The sequence below is a fragment of the Psychrobacter sp. UBA2769 genome, from assembly GCF_002352555.1.
GTDB classification, from domain to species: Bacteria; Pseudomonadota; Gammaproteobacteria; order Pseudomonadales; family Moraxellaceae; genus Psychrobacter; species Psychrobacter maritimus.
The window spans coordinates 38,962-58,966 of sequence record NZ_DEIR01000021.1; the positions used below are offsets into that span (position 1 = coordinate 38,962).

Annotated in this window: 15 protein-coding genes; all 15 read right to left on the reverse strand. The window is 39.6% G+C overall.

Features of this window, described 5'->3' with window-relative positions:
- Positions 1-16: 16 nt before the first annotated feature.
- Complete coding sequence (gene pseG, locus B3Q63_RS10350; RefSeq protein ID WP_296176336.1) at positions 17-1,123, reverse strand: UDP-2,4-diacetamido-2,4,6-trideoxy-beta-L-altropyranose hydrolase; 1,107 nt, start codon at positions 1,121-1,123, stop codon at positions 17-19.
- The gene (locus B3Q63_RS10355; RefSeq protein WP_296176337.1) at positions 1,120-1,824 is read right to left on the reverse strand and encodes a cytidylyltransferase domain-containing protein; all 705 of its coding nucleotides are present in this window, start codon (positions 1,822-1,824) and stop codon (positions 1,120-1,122) included. The genes pseG and B3Q63_RS10355 overlap by 4 nt, the downstream gene beginning before the upstream one ends.
- Positions 1,818-2,573, reverse strand: a complete 756-nt coding sequence (locus B3Q63_RS10360) for an SDR family oxidoreductase (RefSeq protein WP_296176340.1) — start codon at positions 2,571-2,573, stop codon at positions 1,818-1,820. Before B3Q63_RS10360 ends, B3Q63_RS10355 begins: the two co-directional genes overlap by 7 nt.
- The gene (locus B3Q63_RS10365; protein WP_296176342.1) at positions 2,570-3,469 is read right to left on the reverse strand and encodes a Gfo/Idh/MocA family oxidoreductase; all 900 of its coding nucleotides are present in this window, start codon (positions 3,467-3,469) and stop codon (positions 2,570-2,572) included. The genes B3Q63_RS10360 and B3Q63_RS10365 overlap by 4 nt, the downstream gene beginning before the upstream one ends.
- A complete protein-coding gene (locus B3Q63_RS10370; RefSeq protein WP_296176344.1) occupies positions 3,466-4,350 on the reverse strand; it encodes an aldo/keto reductase in 885 nt (294 codons plus the stop codon). Before B3Q63_RS10370 ends, B3Q63_RS10365 begins: the two co-directional genes overlap by 4 nt.
- On the reverse strand, positions 4,347-5,513 hold the full coding sequence (pseC, locus tag B3Q63_RS10375) for a UDP-4-amino-4,6-dideoxy-N-acetyl-beta-L-altrosamine transaminase (protein WP_296176346.1): 1,167 nt from the start codon (positions 5,511-5,513) through the stop codon (positions 4,347-4,349). Before pseC ends, B3Q63_RS10370 begins: the two co-directional genes overlap by 4 nt.
- A complete protein-coding gene (pseB, locus tag B3Q63_RS10380; RefSeq protein WP_296176347.1) occupies positions 5,514-6,512 on the reverse strand; it encodes a UDP-N-acetylglucosamine 4,6-dehydratase (inverting) in 999 nt (332 codons plus the stop codon). It lies immediately after the preceding gene.
- A gap of 366 nt (positions 6,513-6,878) precedes the next feature.
- Positions 6,879-8,216 (reverse strand): DUF4910 domain-containing protein, encoded by a 1,338-nt coding sequence (locus B3Q63_RS10385; protein WP_296176350.1) that lies wholly within the window; start codon positions 8,214-8,216, stop codon positions 6,879-6,881.
- A gap of 507 nt (positions 8,217-8,723) precedes the next feature.
- Entirely contained in the window at positions 8,724-9,869 is a 1,146-nt protein-coding gene (locus B3Q63_RS10390) for a glycosyltransferase (RefSeq protein WP_296176352.1), read from the reverse strand.
- 75 nt (positions 9,870-9,944) lie between these two features.
- Positions 9,945-11,744 carry an ABC transporter ATP-binding protein gene (locus tag B3Q63_RS10395; RefSeq protein ID WP_296176355.1) on the reverse strand — a complete coding sequence of 600 codons (1,800 nt, stop codon included), beginning with the start codon at positions 11,742-11,744 and terminating at the stop codon, positions 9,945-9,947.
- Between the two features lie 148 nt (positions 11,745-11,892).
- The gene (locus B3Q63_RS10400; protein ID WP_296176358.1) at positions 11,893-12,936 is read right to left on the reverse strand and encodes an NAD-dependent epimerase/dehydratase family protein; all 1,044 of its coding nucleotides are present in this window, start codon (positions 12,934-12,936) and stop codon (positions 11,893-11,895) included.
- Between the two features lie 39 nt (positions 12,937-12,975).
- Positions 12,976-14,253: a Vi polysaccharide biosynthesis UDP-N-acetylglucosamine C-6 dehydrogenase TviB gene (tviB, locus tag B3Q63_RS10405; RefSeq protein WP_296176360.1), complete on the reverse strand. Its 1,278-nt coding sequence runs from the start codon at positions 14,251-14,253 to the stop codon at positions 12,976-12,978.
- Positions 14,254-14,330: 77 nt separating this feature from the next.
- On the reverse strand, positions 14,331-16,610 hold the full coding sequence (locus tag B3Q63_RS10410) for a polysaccharide biosynthesis tyrosine autokinase (RefSeq protein WP_296176362.1): 2,280 nt from the start codon (positions 16,608-16,610) through the stop codon (positions 14,331-14,333).
- 100 nt (positions 16,611-16,710) lie between these two features.
- Positions 16,711-17,784, reverse strand: coding sequence for a polysaccharide biosynthesis/export family protein (locus B3Q63_RS10415; RefSeq protein ID WP_296176365.1), 1,074 nt, complete (start codon positions 17,782-17,784; stop codon positions 16,711-16,713).
- A 723-nt stretch (positions 17,785-18,507) separates the two neighbouring features.
- The gene (locus tag B3Q63_RS10420) at positions 18,508-19,950 is read right to left on the reverse strand and encodes a capsule assembly Wzi family protein (RefSeq protein ID WP_296176368.1); all 1,443 of its coding nucleotides are present in this window, start codon (positions 19,948-19,950) and stop codon (positions 18,508-18,510) included.
- Positions 19,951-20,005: the final 55 nt, after the last annotated feature.

Consider the following 20,005-nt stretch of genomic DNA (forward strand, 5'->3'; position numbering starts at 1 on the left):
AGCATTTCCTTTAGAGCTATCGGAGTAAAACTTTAGATAGCCGTGTTACTCCTAGCCCATCAGTAACCGCACTAGCTACCCTACTCATTGCTCTCATTTTAGGTACGATTGAAGCGATACATTGTCCAAGTGCTAATGGCTCAGCTTCCAGCTTATTTATATTAAAGGTCAGTGCGGCTCCTACATCTTCTAATACGTTAGCAATATCCCGTTGGTTATCTGCCAAAACCAACATAATAGTTGGCAGTCCCAAGCAGCATCTCTCCCATGAGGTTGACCCTGCAGCGCCGATAGCCAAATCACTATTGGCCATGAGCTCAGCCATATTATCTACCCCTGCCTTTACTACCGTACGCCACGACATTATTGCGGCTTGTTGTTTTACTGCTTCAATCCATGGTGATGTCGAACCCATAACGATGTTCATTGAACAGTGATCAGGTAAAGATTTCGTTTGCAGTCCTTTCAGGATTTTGGTTGTAATATTATCCTTATCAACCCCACCTAAATTAATCAAAATACTTGCCAATTTATTATGCTGACGCCGCTCTAAGCTATAGCTTCGCCATTCTGCAAATTCAGGTCTGAGTAATGCATAGTTAGATCCACAGAGTAATTCACAATCTTCATTAACATAGGCGGCATAGTCTTGCGGATCACGCCCAAAGTTTTGGTCAAGTAAGACGTCGCAATCATGCTTTCGATCTGCCAAATCATCGATAACCATTAGCTTTTTGCAATAAGGCTTCAGTCTTTTTTCCCAACTCTCATCTAGTGCATAGTGATCAACAATCAACCAATCAGGTTGTATCGCCTTTACTATCGAGATACTTAACTCCGCATCTCTGTGTTGTGTACTAGCCAGCCAATCAGCGTGAGCAAGTGTAGCCTTACTTTCTGACTCAATAACTAAGCCATGCTCTAAAGGAAGCGTATACACTTGATAACCACGCTGCCGTAAAACCTCGATTAAATTCCCATCATGCTGACGGCATATAAAAAAACTCTCAGCTCCTTGCCTAGATAGCTCATCAGCTAAAGTCAAGCAGCGCATGACGTGACCAGATCCTATCTGAATAGAAGCATCACAACGAAAGACAATCTTGTACTCTTTTGCTTTCATGGCGAGTAATCACTGACTAGTAATAATGCATTTGCAATCTTTAAATCCTCATAGCTGTCTATATCCATGGCGCTTTTTAATGATATAGGCTCAAATGTGTGATCTGGTGAGTAGAACGTTTTATGGGTTACCAGTGCTTTCACTGTAGATATCCAAATAGCACCCGTTGGACAATAGAGCTTGGGTAAATCTTGAGAACGTTGAGTCAGAGTGTCAGAAAAAATCTGCTTGGGTCTGCCTACCTCATCAATAGTCGCCGCCCACCACGGATTCATCCACCCATATTCAAAACAACTGATCTGAGCGGTACGCTGCTCCGTTTCAAATACCGACACCAATGTTTTTATGTCTTCACTGGTACGCAATGGACAGTTAGCCATCAACTGAACCACCACGTTGTACTCTTCTTGCCAATAGTCCATAGCCTGTTGCAAAGCACATATGGTTGCTGCGCTTGCTGTGGAATAATCATCAGCGCAATCAGTACGTAGAAAAGGTACTTCCGCACCAAATTGTTTCGATATTTCTGCCATCTCTGGATCGTCGGTAGACACCAAGATTCGATCAAACAATTTAGATTCTTCCGCCGCTTTAATCGTCCATGCAATCATCGGCAGACCATTAAAATCGGTTATGTTTTTTTTCGGGATTCGCTTCGAACCGCCGCGAGCAGGAATAATGGCAATTCTACGCTTTACCATAATGTCCACCCGCCATCAGCCTGAATGGTTTGACCATTGATTGCTTTACAGTTTTCTGAAACTAAAAAATCTAGAGGCCCTATGAGATCTGACTCGGATAGCATACGACCACTTGGCGTAAGCTTTGCATATCTGGCTTCAAAGCTATCATCGACGCGACCGCTGACACCGCCATAGGCAATACAATTAACCCTTATATCGAAATCAGAAAAACGTACAGCCAATTCCTTTGTTAGATGTATCAATGCTGCTTTGGCAACACTGTATTGAATCGGCGACTGTTTTGGATAATCCTCATATAAAGCAGGGTTGGCAGCGACGACACCGTACTGAGAGCCTATATTAGTGATTGTCCTTAGCTCGTTTGGCTGAGTATTGAACAGCCCCATTGATAGCTCATAAGGCACGATGACGTCCATCAAATACTCTGCTAAAAAATCTTCACGGCTTGTCTGACCTAATGAGTCTGTCTGCAAAAAATCCAAACTACGCGCATTGTTTACCAAGTGATTAATGGTATAGCCAGAACCTTGAATGCGGTTAATGATGTCCTGTACTGCTTGCGGCTTAGTAAAATCAACTATTAGTGGCATCAAACAACAGTCGCCAACTATCTCTTTTATTAAACTATCGGCATTATCTTGAGAGGTCGTCGTAAATAACACCTGCCAGCCCTTAGTTGCAAAGTGCTTGACAAATTGCCTGCCGAATTTACCTGTACCACCAGTAATCAAGATTGTCTCTATCATTGGCAACCTCTTTCAAGCAACTGAACGACCCTTGTATTAAACGCTTTGTCTGACATTACCTTTTTTTCTTGTATGCCGAATATAAAAGCTTGCAAAGCAGTTTTAAAAGCTGAGAACGAATCTGTAAATGTAAAGTCCATCCAACTATCCGTACCAAATACTCTAATCGAGATTGGAGACTGTCCATTACCAAGCGCAAAAAAATTGGTCTGTATACCACTTTCCCAGCGAACCATTAGGCTACCCGAGCCATCACTGCTATCAGAAGCAGGAGCAGTCATTTCGACTATCTCGTCACCCTCAGAGAGCATGTTTAGCACAGGCTCAATAATATGAACGGCATATTTAGACCATGATTTAGGGGTAAACGCGGTGATCTGTTTAATGCTGCCCATTTTTTGCTTATCTACTTCACTCAATGTCAATTGCTTGCTATACCTGAGCGCTGAACAGGTAAAAATCTGACCTGAATATTGTTCTAATGCATATAACCTATCTAAATCATTAATGGATAGTGCAATGGGTTTGTCTATATAAATAGGGATGCCTTGACGTAAGAATGGTTCGGCATACTGCAAATGATGATAGGCATCATCACGCGCCAACAGAACGGCATCTACTTGCCCAATCATATCTGTATAACAAGTCACAACGTGCTCGATTTTTGCAGCTTTGGCAATGTGCCGAGAAAGTGCGATATCTTGCGTCCAAATAGCAGTAACTCTTGCCTCTTTGATTTGACTCGCAGGCCATTGTTGCTGCTCTAAATAACGTGGTATGACAGGATAGCCACATTTTTTCATTTCCACCGAATCATAACCATTAAAGATGGCGCTCCAAGAATAAGGATGCCCATTACCTTCAGATGAGCCGACGACTCCCAATTTTAATGTCATCGCTGCCACCTCGACGGATTAAGTAAACCTTCATCTGTAGATTGTAAGAAGTCAGGAATGTCAGTGATGGGAGTATCAATTGCAGCAATTATTTGTTTCAGCTGCCAAATATCATCTACTCCGACTATAATTTTATCGATCTCACTATGTTGGTTAAGATAGCTTAAGCAGGCCTGCAAAGGAGAGAGGCTTTGTTGATTTAACCACTGATGGTACTGTTTAATTAATGGTGCCCATGGCGCAAAATATACTGGAATCTTTTCACTTGGCATCAATAAAAGACCTTGCAAAAATGCTGATCTAATATGGATAGTTACACCTTTTTTCTTCAAATGTTTAAGCATCCCTGTATGCTGCATGCGCCGATCAAATATATTCATAGGTGCTTGAATAACATCAAAATCAAACCTCTTAATAAGCTCGGATAATTCATCAGGACCATAAACAGAAACGCCAATCTGGTCCACCATGCCCTGCTCTTTGAGTTTTAATATCGACTTATATATTTTCTCTCCGTTTGTCCCTAGCAACTGGGCTGGTCTATGTAATAACAAGTCGTTCAATTTGTCCGTTTTTAAACGCTTTAATGAAGACATTGTTTGTTCTAACACCCACTCTTCTACGTTTAGACAATTGGATGGCACTGCCGGTAACTTACTTACTATCTCAAACTTTGCAAGGTTATACAAACCTAAGACTTGTTCACTGTCACCATAAGCAATGGCGGTATCGAGCATCGTTATGTTAAATGCGCTGGCTACTTTAAGTAACTCCTCAACCATGTCACGTGGTACTTTGTTTGCAGCATTAGCTAGACCATATTTCAGTCCGAATTGCGCCGTTCCTAGCGCAAGCTTGTGACTGTGCGCTAGGATATTCATGATTCTTTACTCAATATGGTTTTCAGCGTCGAGCATACAGTGTCCTGTTGCCCTTCAGTCATCGCTGAAAACAGGGGGATACTGATTGCTTCTTTATAATACTTTTCCGCTTCAGGGAATTGACCAGACGCAAACCCCATCTTTTTATAATAGGGCTGCATATGTACAGGGATATAATGCAGATTAGCTTGAATTCCTGCCGCGCGCAGCGCGTTAAATACATCAAGATGGGTGATGTTAATTTGTTCTAATTGCAGACGAATGACGTATAAATGCCTAGCTGAATAACTGTCGGGGTGTTGCCACGGTAAGGTAATTGGTAGATCATGAAGTAGATTGTCATAGCGAGACGCTAGCTCGTGACGCTTGATAACAAACGTTTCTAACCGTTGCATTTGTGATAGCCCAAGAGCGGCTTGCAACTCTGTCATTCGATAATTATAGCCAAGTTCAATCTGCTGATAATACCAAGGGCCATCCATATCTTGCGTCATCAACTTTTCATCACGGGTAATACCATGACTACGCAGTAGCAATATTTTTTCTGCTAGATCTGCCCTATTGGTCACGGCAGCGCCACCTTCAGCACTGGTGACTATCTTGACCGGATGAAAACTAAATATAGTGATATCGCTATAGCGGCTATTACCGATGGCTGCATCTTGATATTTACCGCCAATCGCATGTGAGGCATCTTCAATGATGCTAAAACCGTATTTTTTAGCCAACTTATGGATCGCTTGCATATCACATGATTGACCACTGAAATGCACAGGAATCACTATTTTGGGTAGCTTTCCTACCTTTTGCGCTGCAATAAGCTTTTTCTCTAATTGTTTCGCGCAAAGATTATGAGTGCGAGGATCAATATCAACAAAATCAACTTTGGCACCGCAATACAGAGCACAATTTGCTGAGGCGACAAAAGTATTTGGTGTTGTCCAAAGCCAATCGTCATTACCTAACCCTAAAGCCAAACAAGCGATATGTAATGCCGATGTCGCACTATTAACAGCAATAGCATACTTGGCATCACACGCATCTATAATGGCCTGTTCAAATGCAGGGACTTGAGGGCCCTGAGTCAAAAAATCTGATTTAAGGACCTCAACAACCGCATTAATATCTTGCTGATCGATGTCTTGGCGAGCATAGGGAATCATTTATATACTCCCTATTTTTTCGCAGTTTATCTCTAGCCAATCTTGTAGATCGTCGTCAGACATCCACTCTGAATTGCTGTCACTGGCATACACGAAACCTTGAGGTACTTTTTTGCCATCTTTGATTCGTTTTGGACATGCTGCCCAGTTATGTATCAGCGGTAAAATTTTGAAATGCTCAGGATACTCATAGGTATAGGAAGCGTCTTCGCTACTGATCATTTGTTCATGCAGTTTCTCACCGGGACGAATGCCTATAATCTCTTGCTTGGCTTCTGGTGCAACTACTCGAGCTAAATCTACCATCTTCATGGAAGGTATTTTTTTCACGTAAATCTCGCCACCAATCATATCTTCGAATGCATGCCAAACTAACTTAACGCCATCTTCTAATGAAATCATAAAGCGGGTCATACGGTCATCTGTAATCGGTAGCACACCTTTATCTTTAATAGACATGAAAAAAGGAATCACTGACCCACGCGAACCCATGACATTACCATAACGTACCACTGAAAACTTAGTGCCATGCTCTCCAGAATAAGCGTTACCCGCTACGAACAATTTATCGGATGCAAGTTTAGTAGCACCATAAAGATTGATCGGGCTACTGGCTTTATCAGTAGATAGCGCAACCACACCTTTAACCCCTTTATCAATACAGGCATCAATTAAGTTCATTGCACCATTGATATTGGTTTTTACACATTCAAAGGGATTGTATTCAGCGGTAGGCACAATTTTGGTAGCGGCAGCATGGACAACATAATCAACGCCGTCTAATGCACGATATAAGCGCTCTTTATCACGGACATTGCCGATGAAGAAGCGCACTCTATCATCACCGACGAATTTTTTCGCCATATCCCACTGCTTCATCTCATCACGTGAAAAGATGATAATTTTTTTAGGGTTATATTTCTCTAAGGTCATTGGCAAGAAGGTATTGCCAAATGAACCTGTACCGCCGGTGATTAGAATAGTGCTATTAGTCAACATGTAAAATCCCTCTACCAGTTGCAAGACTACCAAATATTATTCTATTATTTATTCTGTAATAAACTTAACAAAACTATAACACACATCAATATGCAAAATAAAGCATATATATATTTATTAATATCAATATTTAAATATATAACCAGTAAAAATAGATTAAACCTAATATAAATGACAAAAATTAATCATCAAAAAAAAGAGCTCTGGCCTAAACATATGATTATTCATACATTTAAACCAAAGCTCTTTATTGATTAGAAGAAATTACAGTTACCTACAGTCAAAACAATTTAAAAAACAATTTAAAAAATATAGGTCACAGTGTGCGATGTGGAAAAGTAAGCAGATTAGTCATTAATATAAAAGTTAAACTAGCAATTTTGAATATTCATAACTATCGTTATGATCTGATACCAAGTTAACACTTATCAATAAATCCTCCGCTTTCAGCTTATTTATAGTATCTTGCAACGCCCATAATGGGGCGTTTATTTTTTCTGCTATTTCTAGATTTGTGCTTACTCCATCACAGTAAGCCAGAAAATCCATCATATTTTTGACAACTAAGCTACTGTCTTTGGTACCGATTGTGGGATGTAAACCTCTCTTGCCAAGTTGTGGTTCGCATAAAAAGTTTGTTGCAAGTACTTCATTAGCTTCAAGACATTCAATCGATTTTTTTAGCACTTCATAACTACCAAGCAGCCCAGTAGCAGTGACCAGCTCCAAGTCATCTAAAGAGGTGTGATACTCTGGATAGCATCCATACTTTGTCCTCATAATTGAACATACAGGCAGATCTATACCCTTGCTACAGTACTGTCTTTCATCACTTCCTCTGTCTAAGAAAGAGTAACTGACAAACTCTGGATGTGTATGGGTTAAAACATGTTTTGCCACTTGGTCTGCTAACGTGTCACCGGTTTTGGAAGGCAAATATGAGTAAGCCCTATCATCGCCTACACAGGTAATATTAAAGCCAGCAATAATGTTTTGTTTCATCGCTTCATGATGATAACTGAGATAGGTTATTGAGCCAATAGTTTCAGGGATGATAATAATACGATAAGTATATTTTCTAAATGGCAAGCTTAAAAGCCACTTTGCCAAAAATACCGTTACCACTGGTCCTGATAGCTCATTGTTTGCCATTGAGGGATGACACAAATAAGTTGATAAAAAGACCTCCTCTTCTGTTTCCCCTGGAATGATCAACTCACCATAGGTTAAGCTTCCTTCCCGTAAATCACTGTCTATATATACTTTATAAGTACCTGGTTTAAGCGTGTCCCTCTCTTGTTGAGTGATACAAAAACCCCATCTTTCTTGATAGTATGAGGTTATATAAGGTATTGCATTCGGTTGCTCTGGTAATGAATACAGGTGCTCCTGCAATTCTTCAAGCGATACCTCTTGATCTATAGGTATAGAGTAGCCAACCACATGAAGGTTAGAAACTTGAAAATTACATATCTTTTTGCCATCAGGAGTAATGATATAGGCGTCTCTAATACTCCACTCTTTTGGGACTTCCCAATCAAAGCATTTGGTACCAGTTGCAACCTCAAACACATTCAAATCACTCAATTGCATATCATTTTTTAGTATCTTTAAGGATTCTCGAAAGCCTGCACCAGTTATGCTACGACATATTGGAAAAAGCTTTTCACAAAGCTTGTGCATTGTTATACCAATATCTTCCATTACTTCGTTCTCCTTTAGGCTAAACGAGAATCTCCCTTACTTTATCTAAGCTTGTAACCGCTTGGGTGAAGTACTGGAGCTTCAACTCATAAAAACTCACTTACTATGATTATGCTGTGCCGTAGTTTTTTTGTAAATGAATGCATCCTATATTACGAATATATATCTTGTGATATAGTTAAACCTTTATAAAAGTAGTGCAGTAGTTTTAAAATAAGCGGAAAGTAAAAAGATTATAACTTATTCAGCAGACTTTCGTGCTCAAGTGATTAAAAGCTTTCTGAATAAGTCATGTATTCTTCTGCTATTTCCATTTTTTTAAAATGATTGTATCTTATTTACAAAGAACTGACTATACTAATTTTATTGTAGAATGACCATAGCAAATGTAAGGCAAGACGAATATTTCTATTTATTAGGCGGTTTTTATTAGAAAAATATGAGGTGCTTAAGAAATAGAACTAAAAGAATTAGCACAGGTTATGTTAAGCGCGCTTGTACAGTAAGTTAATTTAATATTTCAAACCATAGGACTTTTATTACTTCTTCAGAATATAATTTTGAAGAAGTAATAGCATTCTTGCTCATATTATTATAGAAATCATTTTTTTCTAACAAAAAACTTAACTTTTCAATGAAAGTTTTTATATCGTTTTCCTTAACTAAAAAACCATTATACCCATCTTTAATAATAGATCTTGGCCCGACCCTTACATCATAAGCAACGATGGGTATACCTTGCGATATAGATTCTAGAAGTACCATTGGAAAGGCTTCCTGTAAGGAGGTCATAACATATATTTTAGATTTACGTATTTCTTTAACCGTCTCATCATTAGAAAGAAATCCTGTAAAAATTATAGAATCACTAATATTTAAAGATTTTGCTAGTTGTATCAGGTTTTCTTTTTCTTCTCCATCTCCCACTATTTTAAGTATGTAATTTTTATTATTAGCTAAAAACTCCTCCCATATAAGTAACAATCTATCGAACCCTTTTTCTACTGACAATCTTCCTACAGATATAATCTGCCTCTTCCTTTTAATATCTTTTTTATCTTTTTTATCTTTTTTATCTTTTATAAAATTAGGCACAGTTAAGCATTTTGTTTTTTTATTTAATTTATTTAATTCAGGCTCTACTTCGTTTTTCAATTCTTCCGTAAGTAATAATAAATAATCTATATTATTATATCTATACTTTATATCCTTCAAATACCCTTTATACTGACTATAATCACAATGTAACTGCGCAATGAGCTTATTGCTACCGTTTGAATATTTATTAATCAACTTAGTATGTTCGTTCCTAGTAGAAATAATAATACTTTTTTCAATATTATTAATGGACTCTGCAACTACTTTGTTATGCAAATAATATTGAGAAAACCTAACGAAAGAATCATTTATAACTCTTATAAATTTAAGTTCTTTTAAATTTTTTTTTAAAGAAGTGGTTTTTTTGGGTAGTTTATAGGTTAAGTACGTAATTTTCACTTTATCATTCAAGTGATAAACAGGCTCTCCATCATAATAAGTACATAATATTTCTACATCATAATTCATTTCAATAAACAAATTAGATAAATTACAAACCATTCTCTCTATTCCACCATGCTTTAAGTAATGGGTAGTTATATATATTTTTTTCATATAACTTCTCCTTAATTTTTTCTAGGTTTGGCTATATTCAAAATTAAGTACATATCAGAGCTCCCGTCAGTAATGCTAAGCGTATTTAGCCATTTCTTTGAACTTGACATTGCGTACCACAAGTTCCTGATAGGTCCCATAATCAATTATTTTGCCGTGTTCCATAAAGTAGATAAGATCACACTTCTCTACTGTCTTTAGTCGATGTGCAATCATAATAATGGTTTTTTTACCACTGAACTCATGGATGGCATCCATGACTATCTTTTCAGTAATACCATCTAATGCACTGGTCGCTTCATCGAATACTAATACTTCGGCTTGGTGATAGAGCGCACGCGCAATGCCAATACGTTGCCGCTGACCACCTGAGAGCTGTACGCCGCGCTCACCTACTCTGGTATTGACACCGTCTGGTAGTTGCTCAACCAATTCTGTCAGATTGGCTAACTTTAACGCTTTATTAACTTTTTTTAGGCTGATGTCTTTTGCCGGAATACCAAAGGCAATATTTTCAGCAATGCTTCCTTCACTCAGAAAAATACTTTGTGGTACAAATCCCAATAGATCTTGCCATGCTCGTTTATTATCTGCAGTGATACAGACATCATCGACATATATACCGCCCTGTTGCGGGGTCAGCAAACCAAGCAATAAATCTATCAAAGTTGATTTGCCAGAGCCTGATGAACCAACCAGACCAATCACACTATTGACAGGGATACTCATATTGACGCCGTCCACAGCAGGTCTCTCTTTACCAGGATAGGTAAACTCTATATTGCTAAGCTTAATACTTCTTTTCAAATCAATTGGTGTGGATACGACGGTATCACTGCTAGTTTTTTGACTATCAAATGATCTTTCTAAATCATTTTTGACTGCTTCAAACGCAGCAGTATTACCTTTAATCTGAGATAGACTAGAATATATTTGTTGTAGAGCTGGCAACAACTTAAATGCCGCTAGAGAATAAACAGCTAAGATTGGTAAGACTTCCCCTAAATTACCAGAATGTACCTTAATCAGTACCAATACCAATGAAATCATCGCACCAAAGGCTATAAGCTCTATAAAGTATCGTGGTACTTGGCTAATAGCTATATTGGTTCCTTGAGCACGAGCGAAGACGTTACCACTATCATGAAACCGAGTGATAAAATCATGGCTACGGTTTAGCAGTAAGACGTCTTTAATACCGCCAAACCCTTCGTTCATGAGTCTAAAACGTTGGGTCGAAACTTCAGACAGCTGTTGACCGTTACTTTCTAATTTTTGTCGCACCAATCTATATAGTACGAAGTATGCTAACGAAAATATGAATAGTCCCAGTATCGCGATCACTGGATCATAAATCACGATACTGATAGATATAAATAGTGCTAAGACTAGCTTTGAATTCATTTGCATTAACGGTTGTATGATGTCATTACTGATGCGTGCCGCTTCTGTAGATACCTGCTTAGTCAGCTGTGCACTACTACCGCTGGCATGAAACTGCCAGCTTTGCTGCATATAGTAGCTATAGAGACGATCCGCAATCTCAGTACCGATACGCGCGCCAAAAATTGATAATCTCCAAGTTGTAAACATAGAAATGACAGTAGAAAATGCCAACATGACTAGAACGATCACACCACTATAGAATAAAAAGTCCATAGGATTATTCAGACCAGACATCTTATATAACTGCGCAAAAATGCCATTAGTCTCTAGTATACTAATATCACCAACTAAAGCCATAAAAGGGGCTATAGAAGCAATCCCTAATAGCTCTGTAAACGCCATAATAACAACCAGCACTTGCAATAGATAAAACTGTTTTAACTGTTTATCGGTCAGCAGAACAAAGAGCTGTTTGATTACTTTCAACATAACTTATTCAACTATATTAAGTTCAATATAAAAAGATACAGCGGGACTGGGATCAATTTTTTGCAGCCTCTGTCAGCTTAGGCACAGCACGCCAGAAATGTTTATATTAGTCCTGCATCACAACGTAACGTCTCTATTTTATTTAGTATCAACCATGCAAGCTATTTTGTAAAAAAGTAACATACCAAGGCATCGCTTTTTTTATGCCTTGAACAACATCAAACTGCGGATCATAACCCAATGCACTTTGGATCTTACTAATATCAGCCTGGCTGTGGCGCACATCGCCTTCTCTAAAGTCACGATAAATAGGCGCTTCGCTATAATCTATGCCATTAATGCTTAAGTTATCTTTTAGTGCTGTAAATAAAGTGTTGAGCGTGGTACGACCACCGACAGCGACATTATAGACTTGGTTTTTGGCATCATCCTCGGCAGTTGCTGCCAAGATATTGGCCTGTACCGCGTTTTCAATAAAATTAAAATCTCGGCTGGTGTCACCATCGCCATTGATATAAACATCATCGCCTTGGATCATGGCTGCGGTCCATTTAGGTATCACCGCCGCATAAGCACCGTCCGGGGTCTGGCGCTTACCAAAGATATTAAAGTAACGCAGGCCAATAGTATGAAAGCCATAAGTACGAGCAAAAACTTCGGCATATAGCTCATTGACGTACTTGGTCACAGCATAAGGTGATAAAGGCTTACCGATAGCATCTTCAACCTTTGGTAATGCAGGATGATCACCATAAGTCGAGCTACTAGCGGCATAGGTAAAGCTTGCCACCTTCGCATCGCGAGCGGCGACCAGCATGTTTAAAAAACCTGAGATGTTGGTTTCGTTAGTATTAATAGGATCTGCGATAGAGCGTGGTACTGAACCTAATCCCGCTTGATGGAGAATATAATCAACATCTGCGCAAGCGCTTTGGCAGTCTGCTAAATCGCGTATATTACCTTCCATGAAGTTGAAACGTTGCCATTGCTCAGCAGTTACCACCGATTGAACTTCATCTAAATTGTGTTGAAATCCCGTGGCAAAATTATCTAAACCCACGACTTTTTGATTCAGTAATAACAGATTCTCAAGTAGATTCGAACCTATAAATCCTGCAACCCCTGTGATGAGCCAAGCCTTTGGTTTATTAACTAATGCTTCTGTAACTTGTTGATAAGCGGTTACTTTCATAGTAAATGTCTCCCAAATTACTTTGATTGCTCTAGATATTTAAAGACGTATGTCAGTATCTTCTTTAGTAAACAAATACTTTAGATCATAGAGAACATGATTGTCTTTACCTAGCGCTCTTATTTTCTCTATGCCCATCTTGATAAATTGCTCATGAGCGACCGCTAAAATAATACCGTCATATTGATTTGATACAGGTTGAGAGATAGGAGTAATACTGTATTCCCGATTAGCTTCGTTAGCATTTATCCAAGGGTCATGAACGTCAATCTCGACGTTGTACTTTTGTAGCTCATGTATAATATCGATCACTTTAGTATTGCGCACATCTGGGCAGTTTTCTTTAAAACTGAGTCCTAAAACCAAGACTTTAGCACCTTCAATTTGTATGCGCTTTTTGATCATGGTTTTGACCAACTGTGTGACAACATACTCACCCATACTGTCATTCAAACGCCGACCTGCCAATATAATCTCAGGATTATGGCCGATAGCTTGCGCCTTATGAGTCAGATAATAAGGATCAACACCAATACAGTGACCACCGACAAGTCCGGGACGAAACGGTAAAAAGTTCCATTTGGTTCCCGCTGCCTTCAGCACCGCTTCAGTATCTATTCCCATTTTATTAAAGATTACCGCTAGCTCATTGATCAAGGCAATATTGACATCTCTTTGGGTATTCTCGATGACCTTGGCTGCTTCTGCGACCCTAATACTGGGCGCTTTATGCGTACCCGCGGTAATGATTAAGTTATAAACTTCATCAATAAAATCAGCAACTTCAGGTGTCGATCCAGCCGTTACTTTTAAAATATTAGTTACGCGGTGCTCTTTGTCACCCGGATTGATACGCTCAGGACTATAGCCTGCATAAAAGCCTTGGTTAAGGATTAACCCAGATACTTCTTCTAGTACTGGCACACAAACCTCTTCGGTCGCGCCAGGATAGACTGTAGACTCATAGACCACAATGTCATCTTTCTTTAGTAATGAACCTATTGCCTTTGAGGCCGTGATTAGTGGCGTCAAGTCAGGTTGCTTTGAGCTATCTATAGGTGTCGGTACGGTTACAATAAAGAAATTACAGTCTTTGAGCGTTTGGATATCTGAGCTATAGCGTAAATGTATCGCTACAGCTAGCTCTTCATCACTAACCTCCAAGGTATGGTCTGTACCTGCCATCAGCGCAGCAATGCGGCTAGCATTAATGTCAAAACCTACCACTGAATGCTGCTTGCCGAACTCAACTGCTAGAGGAAGTCCGACATACCCCAAACCAATCACTGCTATTTTTAGCTTATTTATATTTATCATAGAGTTCTACCACCTGACCGTTTTTGAAGAACCTGATGAACCAGCTTGATTGAAAATGTAACAGTAGCAACACCATATTAGCGACTGTCGGCATAGGCATAGCGATGATTATAGCTATATTTGCTCATAATACCTTGCCTTACATCGTTGAGAATGATGCCATCTACTTGGATATCAGATTCATGCATCTGCTTAACGGCATAGATTAACTGTTTTTCCATTGAATCATCGTATCTGGTTACCATGAGTACTTTGTCTGCATACTGAGCTAACACCATTGCATCTGAAGCGGCCAATAATGGTGGTGAGTCGATGATAATATAGTCGTACTGAGACTTTAATTCTGTTAACAAAGCATCAAACTTTTCGCTGATTAGTAGCGATTCAGGATCACTTGGATGCTTTCCACGTGGCATAAAGTCAATATGCTCTATACCACTAGGATGAATAAAGTTCTCTATACTAGAATCAGAAACGTCATTAACTATTTGAGCATCGGCGCTCTTGCTAAGTTGATTAAGTTGCAAACTGCTATCGTCTAGCAACAGATAATCTGCCAAGCCATCATATTGACTCATACCAAAAACCTTGTGCAGCTCACCCATACGCATATCGGCATCTATGATCAAAACTTTTTTGTTCAGCTGAGCAAAGACTTCTGCTAAGTTAGCAGAGATAAACGACTTGCCAACGTCCGGGCTTTCCCCAGTTAACAAAAGTACTTTTGCCTTTTGGCTATCTGAAATCACCGTTGGCATACTCAATATAAGTCTGGTTCGAAGGCTTTTGATCGCCTCATAACTCAAGCTACTATTATCAACATGGGCCAGCATACGAGGGGCTGCTTTTTTGTTAGTACTTAATCGTGATAATACCGCAGAGCGTGGAATTGTGGCGATGACTTGCAATCCTGTTTTAGACTCTATACGTTCAGGGTCTTTAACGACATTTCTAAGCATCTGCATAATGAATACTAATAAAGCACCTAGCAGAGCACCTGCTAGAGTGGCTAACGTCATTATTAATTGTTTCTTAGGGGTGATGACTCTATTGGTATTGATAGGCAAGTCAATGATACGGGCGGCGCTGACCTCACCTGCTTTGACAATTTTTAGCTGCTCGTAGTTTTTAAGGATCGTGAGATAAATCTCTCTATCGATGTTTACATCCTCAGAGAGTGTCAAAAACTCTCTCTGTACTTCTGGTAGCGCACTAATGGTATCGTCGATTTGCTGCTTTCTAGCATTCAATACGCTAAGTTGTTCATTTATCTGAATGACCAGAGGATGATCATTGGTATAGTAAGTTGTTAGATCTGCTCTTTTTAGCTTAAGCTCACTAATTTGTGTATCAAGTCCAGCATTTTCACTGAGCAATATTGACGCTTCTTGTGCTACATCAATGGTGCCAGAATTCTCACGAAATTTATTAAATATCGCTTCTGATTCTTTGAGTTTTTGTTTTAAGGCCGGAATTTGTTTTTTCATAAACTCAATAGTCTTGATAGTTTGTTCCGAGCTACGTGCTTGGTTCTGTGCACTATAAGACAGTACAATATGTTCTAATATCAGGCTGACTTGCTTTTGATTTAGACCTGACAAAGACAGTTCGATAATACCGGTCTTAGTGCCTTCTTCCACTACTGATAAGGCACTATTGATAGAGTCTGTGGTGATTTGCAGTGATTGCTTGGTAATGTCGATAGGATGTTTACCAGTAGGTAGCTCATTGACCATAATTTCAATGAGGCCGCTCTTACCTGTGAAACGATGGGCTTTGTTCAACTGTCCCTTAAATTGCTCACTGCCACTACTCAAAACAAATCCTGTGTTAGTTTTTAATAAAGTAAAGGGGTTATCTAAATAGTCTTCTGACACATTAAACTGACTCACTTGTACTCGACCATCACTTGTCTCGAGTATCACGCCATCAGCAGTATTCATTTGCACGTTCGTTTGGTTGTTTTTTATTCTATCTATCTTACTAACTGCCGGATCATTCAACCTAATACTCAAATGAAGCAAATCCACCACTGGCTCTAAGACCATGCGCGATCTTATTAGCTTAATCTGCGCTTGCATTGAACTATCATCAGGTGGCAATAGCTCAGCTATATTCGACCCTAGACCTGATAAGTTTTGGGAAGTTTCATCAATTTGAATCAATGCATCTGATTCAAAGGTAGGATTTTCGTAGCGAACATATAACACCCCTATTATTAAACCCAAAATTGCAAACAGAGCAATGATTTTCCAGCCGCGTAGTAATACTAAGAGCAGACCCAGTAGATCATTATCTTTGTCCGTATTGTGTCTAGATAAATCTTTTGAATGGTTATCCATAACATTGTTATCCATAACTATGTCTTCATCAATTAGTGTTAGTCAGTCAGCTTATTTTTTTAGTCCATTATTCAATGCTGGTGATGATATTATCAAACGCCATAACTGTTATCGCTTAAAAGTCTGAGATTGACCTGATTGCAGAAGTTGATGGTAAAAGAGCACTGATCACACGGTTCCAACGAGTTAGGCCCGTAGGATCCACGTAAAGAATGTCATTGGCTTGCATCTCAAAGCGATTTGCCAATGCTAAGCCGGTAATAGTCTGCATATCGGCATAATAGATATTGGTATAGTTATACTTTAAGTTATCACGGACAATATATACTTTGGCAGCATTGGCTGTACTCGCATTTAAGCCACTTGATTCACCCAGTACGTGCGCTAAGCTAAGCCCCTGCTCAGGGATAGCGACTGGTTCGATACGACCAAACTCTCCTAGGACATAGACCTTATTACGGCTTTGACTATTGACATGAATGGAATCGCCATCTTGTACATAAATTTGGTTGGCAGATAGCCCCATTTGCCTTAATGACTGCAACCCTAAGTTATAATTTTTACCTCGGCGATTTAATACAATATTATTTGAATCGCCTGTCGTAGTAGTACCGCCTGCCATGGACAAAGCGCCATATAAGGTGACCGGTGCATCAGTAATAGGAAATTCGCCAGACTTAGTAACTTCTCCGTCGATAAAGAATTTGCTACCAAGATAGTTGATGACTCTGACTTGCGGGTCTGAGTATTTGAGATAGCGTTGCAACCTACCTTGTAATACTGCAGTGAACTGCGGCACACTCATGCCACTCGCCTTCAGGCGGCCTATCAATGGAAACTGAATAAAGCCTTGCTGATCGACAGTAATACTTGATGTTGATGCACTGATATTTGGATAGTCAGTGAGCACGATACTCATTACGTCTCCAGCTTCAATACGATAACCTATTGGTCTTGAAGCTTTGACCAAGTTATATAGCTCATTGTCGAGAACTGGGACTTGCTTAGCGGGTAAGGTTGTTACGTCTAATGGTTGAACATTGAAGGTAATGCCATTTTCTGCGACAAAGGCACCACTGGGCGGTAAGTTGCCCGCTTGTAGTCCAGAATTAATACTGCTACAACCAGATGTGACAGTGAAGAGCACTAAGCACGCTATCGTCGATAATTGAGATGAATATCCGCCCATAGTAAATTCCTTGTAAACTGTGGCTATCAGTAACAGCTATTAGCGATACCGTAATTTTCATAATGTAGGGCTATGACAAACTGATTAAATAACTACATTACAAACAAAAAACGTCTTAGTGATAATACGAGTCATAACCTAGTGAACATTTATCAAAAAATTAACGATTATAAATTTACTTAATCGAATTTAAATATTCACGTACACTTATATATTTATATACTATCCAACAACATTTAGCAACAAAACTTATTTATTACTTACATTGGCTAAGAGGGTTATATAAAAAATAGCGTAGAGCCATTATCTGATAGTAGTTATACGATCAGCTATTAGATAAATAGCTGATCGTTAGATAGCGCGTTATATAGAACTGGCGTAGTGGTTAGCTTTGTGGCGGTGTTAGAGCTGATGAAAGGGCAATTGGTAGGATTGGTTAGCGGCGATACTCAATCATTTTTCTAGACAATATAGTCAGTGAAAAGTAATATCGATACATCACGCGCTGCTGATATCAATTTTTCTTGCTTGCTGTGCCTGCGCAGACAGAGGCTACAAAAAATTGATATCAGCAATACCGTAGCGTTTTTAGGGTATTTTGACTATATGTTCTTATCCTCCGGAAAATTTCTTTTGAATGATAAAAATAAGATAGATTTTTGACAAAAAAATAGGAGTGGTTACATCAGTAACGACTCCTATTTAAATACATTCAACTTGAACTTAATAAGTCTGTAGCTCAATACCTACACCTACGCCGACATCAGTCGACTGGATGTCTGAATCTACTGCCCAAATTCGGCTGGAGATAAGTGCTTTGGGGTTGTATTGATGCTCCCAAGCCACATCAATACCAGTTAACTTATCAGTCGTTGGGAATGCTTGATTAATGGCTTCATCGGCTTGATTCACCTTAGCATGCTGTAATTTTGCGTTAATAAAATTACGGTTATCGAGCCATAAACGACCACCAAGTGCGATACTCTCCGCATCACCGCCTAGCGCATAACCTAATGGGAAGCCTTGCTGATAATAGCCATCTTTATAAGTACCATGATCATAAGAAACCCCTCTAACTTCACCGCTAGTACGGGTATCTGTATACTCAGCATAAAGCTGATAAGGTTTGCCGTAAGCAGCAGACGCATAATCAACACCGGCTAAATACATGTTTTTCGCTGGCAAGCCGCCTGCTTCATCTTCACCGATATATTGAGCATAAACGCCAGCAGGCACATTCACCAATGGCGCTAAATTTAAACGCGCATCAAAACCACCCAACTGATTGGCAGGATCCCCTCTTTCGTTACCACCATTATCTTTGGTTCCTAAAAGAGCGTCAGTAAAGGAGCCAAAACTCTGTGGACGACCTTCACCGCCCCACATAAAGGTACGTGAAGCACCGACTTCTAACCATTCCCATGGGCTAGCCGTCAGCCTTGCACCAAACAGCTTAGCATCAGGAATCGCCTCATAATCCTCAAACTGACCAGCAAATAGCTGATACTGCCAAGGTCCGACCCACGATAAATATGGGGATGTCGGCGCAGTTTGTTGATCACGCTGCATGGTAAAACCTGCGACCGGCAAGCTTGCATCGCCTCGAATAAGGCTACCATCATGCCCAGGTCCCCACCACGTTGGAATTTTACCCGCTATCAACCACTGATTAGCAGCAGTACCAGCAAGGTACGAGCCCTCAAAGCTAACGTCTGAACTGTCATCGATAAGTTTGTCATTTTTTAAATTGGCTTGTAAATTAAATTCCCACTCCGCTTCGCTAAGCGACACGCCAACGCTTGCTTGTTGACCCGCCAGCTTATCATCAGCAAATTTTTGTGGTAGCTGATCTCTATCGGTTTGTATATGCAGTGCGGCCGACCCTTTTACCACTGAGTCGCGGTTTTGATTCAATCGTGTTTGTACCGACTGCAGGATCTGCTGCTGCGCTGGCGTCTGGGCATTAGCCGTATTTAAAGCACGTTTAATCTCATTAGCAGTCAGCGGCCAAGTACTGGTGCTAATCTGCGCGACCCCTTGAGTATTCAGCCAGTCAAGATCTGCCTTGAGCTTTAGATCGTTCATATACAGGTTTTGTGCAGATGCCAACATCGACACTGATGATAAGACACCAAAACTCAATAAAATGCTTAGCTTCTTGTACATGATCAAATACTCTACGGTTATAAAGCGTTTATTATAAATGCCAATGGTTTATAAA